Origin of the sequence: Mesorhizobium metallidurans STM 2683 (assembly GCF_000350085.1) — a bacterium.
GTDB lineage: Bacteria > Pseudomonadota > Alphaproteobacteria > Rhizobiales > Rhizobiaceae > Mesorhizobium > Mesorhizobium metallidurans.
This window is the reverse complement of sequence record NZ_CAUM01000165.1, coordinates 1-5,728: the sequence shown is the minus strand read 5'-3', so window position 1 is coordinate 5,728 and position 5,728 is coordinate 1. Positions and strand designations below refer to the sequence as shown.

Genomic DNA, 5,728 nt, shown 5'->3' with positions numbered 1-5,728 from the left:
GGGCCACTGGCCCGCAAGCGCGGGATCTCGGAGGCGACGCTGTATAAACTGGAAAGCGAGTATGGGGATGGACCTCTCAACACTAAGCGGCTTAGGGCCTTGTAGGAGGAGAACGCGACTTCAGGTCCACCAGAGAACAAGATCCGGCCTCGCAAATCCGAAAAAGCTGTTCAGCACAAGGCGAGGCTTTCCGTTGCCTGAGTGTCGGACCCCGTGAATGAAGCCGCCGTCAATCAGGGCAATGTCCCCAGCCTTAAGCTGGAAGTCGCGACAAGGGACGGTTTCAAGATAAGCTGCCGAATAGGGATAACCCGTAGTCTCCACACCCTGCGACTTTCGGTCGGTGACAGTCGGCTTGTGGCTCCAGAGCCGCAGATTTCCACCCTCCTCGGTCGCGACCCCACAGGTGGTGTAGCTCGGCGGTAGCGAAGCCGCTCGCGAGCGCGCCCTCGATAGCGCTGTAGATGCTATGGGCGGCGGCGAGCGTGTGGCACCCTCGGCTCTGTTGAGCAGCTACCCAAGGAGCGCCCCCATGTCACCATCCTTTGATGCAAGCAAATCCCTTACCACCCTTGATCAAGACAGCACGTTGGTCGCAGTGATTGAGATGAGCCAGACAAAGTGGCTCATTGCTGCGACGGTCCCTCGCTTTGAACGTAACCCTCTCAAGAAGCTCGATGCCGACCCGGATTCGGTGCTCAGGCTGTTGCGCCGCTGGCGCAGCGAAGCCATCCAAGCCGGGCGTGAAGTCCGGCGCATCGTTGTCGCCTATGAGGCTGGACGCGACGGCTTTTGGTTGGCGCGCTGGCTCCAGGCGCGCGCTGTCGAGGCTTATGCCATACATCCATCGAGCGTCGCGGTTTCCCGCGAACATCGGCGTGCCAAGACCGATCGCCTCGATACCGAACTGTTGATGCGCGCCTTTCTTGGCTGGCTGCGGGGCGAGAAGCGCCACTGCAGCATGGCAGCCATCCCAACCATCAATGAGGAGGAGGCCCGCCGTCCGAACCGTGAACGAGACAATTTCGTCCGCGAACGTACACGGATCATCAACCGCATCAAGGCAATCCTCGCTCGCTTCGGCATTCGCGCCTTCAAACCTAATCTGCGCAAAGCTGCCGAGAAACTGGAGGCTCTGCATACCGCGGAAGGTATGCCCCTACCGGAACGAAGCCGAGCCGAGTTGCGCCGTAATCTCGGACGGCTTCACCTGTTGCGTGAACAAATCCATGAGATCGAACAGGAGCGGTTGCGGCAGCTCTCGGTCGTTCCGGACACGGAGAAGGGTCCGCTCGCGATGGTTCGCCTTCTTGCGCGGATCATCGGTGTCGGTATCGAGACTGCGGACATGCTGGTGAATGAGATTCTCTCACGCGGCCTGCGTGATCGGAGAGCCGTCGCCCGCTATGTCGGACTTACCGGGGCGCCGGATGAGAGCGGCCAACGCAGGCGCGAGAAAGGTCTTGCGCGGGCCGGCAATGCTCGCGTCCGCTATGGCATGATCCTGTTGGCTTGGCGGTTCCTCCAATACCAAAAGGACAGCGCGCTGGCGCACTGGTTTTGGGCGAGGACGGCCGATGGCCGTGGCGGAACGCGCAAGACAATGATCGTGGCTTTGGCGCGCAAGCTGCTGATTGCATTCTGGCGACTTGTCACGACCGGCGAGGTCCCGAAGGGAGTAGCCCTGCGTCCGGCATAAGGCTTGGAGGAGCGTTCGACAAGACGAGCATTGAAGTTTGGCAGCTGCAATAGCGTCTGCCGATAATGATCCGAGGTGGTTGTGATCCCGGTCGCTCACATGGCTTACGACGCCGCGCTGTAGAATGGGCCCACCGCCCGGAGCTTCGCCGCCGATGCGTATGGCTGCATCATGGTTTTCGATCCGAGAGGATCAACCGCATACAAGCTTGCGGCGCGTTTACGGGCGCCTGATGGCGAGCTCCCCTGGGTTTGCAAACGAACAGGCACCTGCCGGCCTCAATGTAACGCTGCCGCCGTGCTCGTGACCATCAAGGGCAAGTCGCTTCGCGATGGCCAGAGGCCCACCCTTGACCGTCACTGCGCGCGGCGCCCCAATGAACCCCGGAGCCAAGCAAGAACAAAATGGGCGCCACGGCTGAGCAAGGAGACGGAACGACTGAAAGATCACGTTGACAAAGTTTAGCCCATACAAGCGAGCGAGCGGCTTTGCGGTGGTCATCGCGCCGCGCGGCGGCAACGCCAATCATCTCACGCAAGAGATCGGAATCCGGAGTCTTCTGAAGCATTGGACATGTGATCGAGTGCGGTCATGTGTCAGGCCTTGATTTGCGGCCGTCTCATATGCCGCGGGCCGGTATGGTGATGCGCGGATCAGGTCCAAATCAGCAAAGCGAGCTTGCGTGGGCTCACAACTTGACTCTGGTTTTCCTGAACCCGATCTGATCGATCATTTGCCCATGCAGTTCATGCCTTCCTCACATCCCAGACGTCCCGGTCTCGGCGCGTTGTTGGAAATTACACAGGCACCGTCGCCGGATTCCGGTAGTCCTCCTGTTTCGTCAGCATGGCCCAGATGCCACGCGCCATCTTGTTGGCCAGCGCGATTGCCACCAGCATGCGCGGTTTCTTCAACATCAAGCGGGCAAGCCAGGAACCGTCAGGCGCGCGCCTCCGAGACGCCCATCGAACCACAGCTATGGCGCCGATGATGAGCAACCGCCGAATATCGCGCTGGCCCATCTTCGATACCTTCCCTAGTCGTTGCTTGCCGCCGCTCGACTTCTGCCGAGGGACCAGCCCGAGCCAGCGGCGAAATCGCGACCGCACTTGAAGGCCTCCATCGGCGGCGCAAAGGTTTCAATGGCAAGGGCAGCGATAGGGCCGACACCGGGCATGGTTTGCAAGCGCCGAGATGTTGCAGCTTGCTTGGACAGCGTGTCGATCGTCTTCTTCAATGCCGCGAGCCGGCTGCTCAACTGGTCGATCTGGTTAAGTAGAGCGCTGCAGATGTCGCGGACCAGATCCGGCAGGTCTGCGCTCTCGTCTCTGCCACCATCGTGGCATGGCGCCATCGGAGCGCTTCAGCGCCTTGGCCAAAGGCTTGCGAACAACCTCCCAAGGCACCACCACGTTCAGCTTCTCCAGTGAATCGCCGGTCTCGCTCAGCCGCATATAACGCTCAATGGTCCCAGAGTCCCGCCTGTCCTCGTGTACGTGTCCAACGCCTCCGAGCAAATCACCAGGTCAAGTGAATCAAAACGCGTTCCTGATGCGAGATTTTTCGAGGCGTTCTGCACCCGCACCGTTACGTGGCGGTAACTTTCCGCGTGGAGGCGGGCCCACGTGGCTCGACTCAGAGAAAAGAGGCAGATTTTTCTCGGTATCTACGTCGAGAGCTACGCAACGTTAGCCTCCGCAAAGATGAACAGCCGAACGGCGCGAAGCCGCGGCAAAATGGCAGCGTCAAGCCATCAGATTTGGCAGTTCCTGAAAATTATCAACACACCTATCCTCAAGTCATGTCAACGACCAACGGGCACATAGCCCGGCCACGCGACGCTATCGAAGACGAGATTTGCCGCGCTCTGGGCGGCCTGTTGACTGCCTCACGGATCGATCCCAGAGCTAAACTCGCGCTGTCCTAAGAATCTGTCGGGTCGTCCAAACTCCAATACCAGCAAGACCACTAGATAGGAGCTGCCCATGAAAACTCAGACAGGGTCGGGACCCGAGGAGATTGCGACAGTGCCTGCAATCAGCGAGGCGGATGCACGAATTGAGCGCCGTCTCTGCGAGCTCGCAACCAGCGATTCAGCCTCGATCTGGGAGGCTCAAGACGAACTGTCCAGCGCAATTGGAAAGGCGGGCCTGCACTTTGAGGGGCGGGCATATCCCGTATGTCTCCGGCCCCTTGCGATAAACCGCGATCTGGCAAATCACCTCAGCGCTACCGCTGAGGGCGTGGTTAAGCTCCTTGATGTCGCCGCCGAGCTGTATTGCTGCAATGAAGAAGTGCAAAACCTGTTTCCAGCCTATAAACATTTGGGGAATTGGATCAATGGTCTCCCAAAACATCGACCGATTGTAAGAATATGCCGACTGGATGGCTTGTTCGGGAGCGATGGCTATTACAAGATACTTGAAACGAATGCCGAAGGGCCGGGCGGCGTTATTCAGAACGGCGTCGCCGCAAAAGTCTGGAGCTGTATTCCCAATCCATTGGCACAGGGCGTGGCACTTGACGTGAGCAGCCAGCCTTTCGCTAAAGATCCGGACTGTTTTGTTCGGGAGCTGGTGTCTGCCTATCACGCTGCAACTGGCAGCGAGCTCAGAACCGCGGCCGTAGTCAACTTTCGCGGCCGTTATACAAACGAAGTAGAATGGATTGTGAGAGGCCTAAGAGACGCGGGCGTCGAAGCAGCGTTGCTAGACATTACCGCGATGAAGCGGACACCTCGTGGGCTAGTCGGGCCGGACGGCGAAATAATTGAGCTCGTGTACAATAAACTCGATGTCAGAGACATCTTTAAATATAGTGAATCCAGAGATTACTTAGATGCGTGTGCAGCTCAAGAGGTGGTTTCGATAAACCCCTGGATCTCCCAGTGGATATTATCTGACAAGGCGATCCTTGCTGTACTCAGCGACGATCGATTCGTCTCTAACTTCAACGCCGAGCAGGTCGAGCTTATTGCACGCCACATTCCATGGACCCGTCTTGTTAGAGCAGGAGTAACAACCGACCCCGAACGACGTCGGATCGAGCTCATCGGTTACATTCGGGAGAACAAGGCCAATCTTGTTCTGAAGCCCTCTAATGCGACGCGTGGCGAGCATGTCTTGGTTGGGCATCTCACACCCTCAGAAGTGTGGGAGGAACACATTGACCGTGCCGCCGGCAACCCATACGTCGTACAAGAGTACGTCAGGCCCGGAGAGGTGACGACTCTGCACCCGCCAAGCCGCTCAATCAAGAAAATGGCGTATGGAATTGACTGTTATGTTTTCGGTGGCCGCTTAGCAGGTTTTCAGTCGCGCGCAAGCTTCGATGCTGTGATGAACGTTGGGCGGAGCGGGATTCTAATGCCCGTCGCTGTCGCTGGTGCGTGAACAGATGGGTGCCGATCCGTTTTTATGTGCCGGACTTCGATATGGGGCGGCGTGCGCCAGAAGCCTGTCATTCAACCAAGCTTTGCCTATCGCCCAAGCAGCAATTTTTCCTAATGCCGTTGAGGCTATTTCAAAAGGTGTGAAATACCTATTCTTGCCGAAGAGCTTGCCGAACCCGATAATGCCTACATTTGGACCTACGCTGCCCCGATCGGCGTTTGGCTGCGCATGTACAAGTCGTCGGATGGCGGGGCGAGATCCGGAAACCGCTGAGTGTTTCAACTTTTGATTCGCCACCTATCTTGAAGCGAGATGGGTAAGGGTATTCGCCGCATCTGAGCCCATCTCAAAACCAGATGACCGCGATACACAGACTGAATTTGACGTAAGCTCCGCGGTAGATTGAAATTCGATGAAACAAAGCCAAAAAACGCGGGGAACCCGCACCACCAAGTAAGGGGAACTGACGCATGACAATTTCTCGACGCGACCTCATTAAGGTAGGCTTGGCGGCCGGAACAGTGGCATCGATCCCCTCAGTCCTGCGGGCACAAACGGCGCCAACCGCTGCGCGGACGGTCCGGATGGTGTTGGGTAACTTCACCGACTTCGATCCCGTCTTTTCGGCGGCTTACTC

The 5,728-nt window shown here is 57.9% G+C and carries 3 protein-coding genes and 1 pseudogene; 2 read left to right on the top strand and 2 right to left on the bottom strand.

Annotation, left to right across the window (positions count from 1 at the left end; genetic code table 11):
• Positions 1 to 120: 120 nt before the first annotated feature.
• The gene (locus tag MESS2_RS34020; RefSeq protein ID WP_482805274.1) at positions 121 to 375 is read right to left on the bottom strand and encodes a hypothetical protein; all 255 of its coding nucleotides are present in this window, start codon (positions 373 to 375) and stop codon (positions 121 to 123) included.
• 157 nt (positions 376 to 532) lie between these two features.
• Between MESS2_RS34020 and MESS2_RS28440 the strand changes: the two genes are divergently transcribed.
• Positions 533 to 1,699 carry an IS110 family RNA-guided transposase gene (locus tag MESS2_RS28440; RefSeq protein WP_008878088.1) on the top strand — a complete coding sequence of 389 codons (1,167 nt, stop codon included), beginning with the start codon at positions 533 to 535 and terminating at the stop codon, positions 1,697 to 1,699.
• A gap of 797 nt (positions 1,700 to 2,496) precedes the next feature.
• Here MESS2_RS28440 and MESS2_RS28435 read toward each other — a convergent pair.
• Positions 2,497 to 3,026, bottom strand: a pseudogene (locus MESS2_RS28435) (IS110 family RNA-guided transposase); the annotation flags it as partial.
• Between the two features lie 658 nt (positions 3,027 to 3,684).
• On the opposite strand from MESS2_RS28435, the gene MESS2_RS28425 reads away from it, so the two are divergent.
• Complete coding sequence (locus MESS2_RS28425) at positions 3,685 to 5,091, top strand: glutathionylspermidine synthase family protein (RefSeq protein WP_008878083.1); 1,407 nt, start codon at positions 3,685 to 3,687, stop codon at positions 5,089 to 5,091.
• Positions 5,092 to 5,728: the final 637 nt, after the last annotated feature.

Excerpts from the sequence above, each read along its gene's own strand:
- MESS2_RS28425 (WP_008878083.1), top strand. The coding sequence starts at position 3,685 with ATGAAAACTCAGACAGGGTCGGGACCCGAGGAGATTGCGACAGTGCCT.
- MESS2_RS28440 (WP_008878088.1), top strand. The coding sequence starts at position 533 with ATGTCACCATCCTTTGATGCAAGCAAATCCCTTACCACCCTTGATCAA.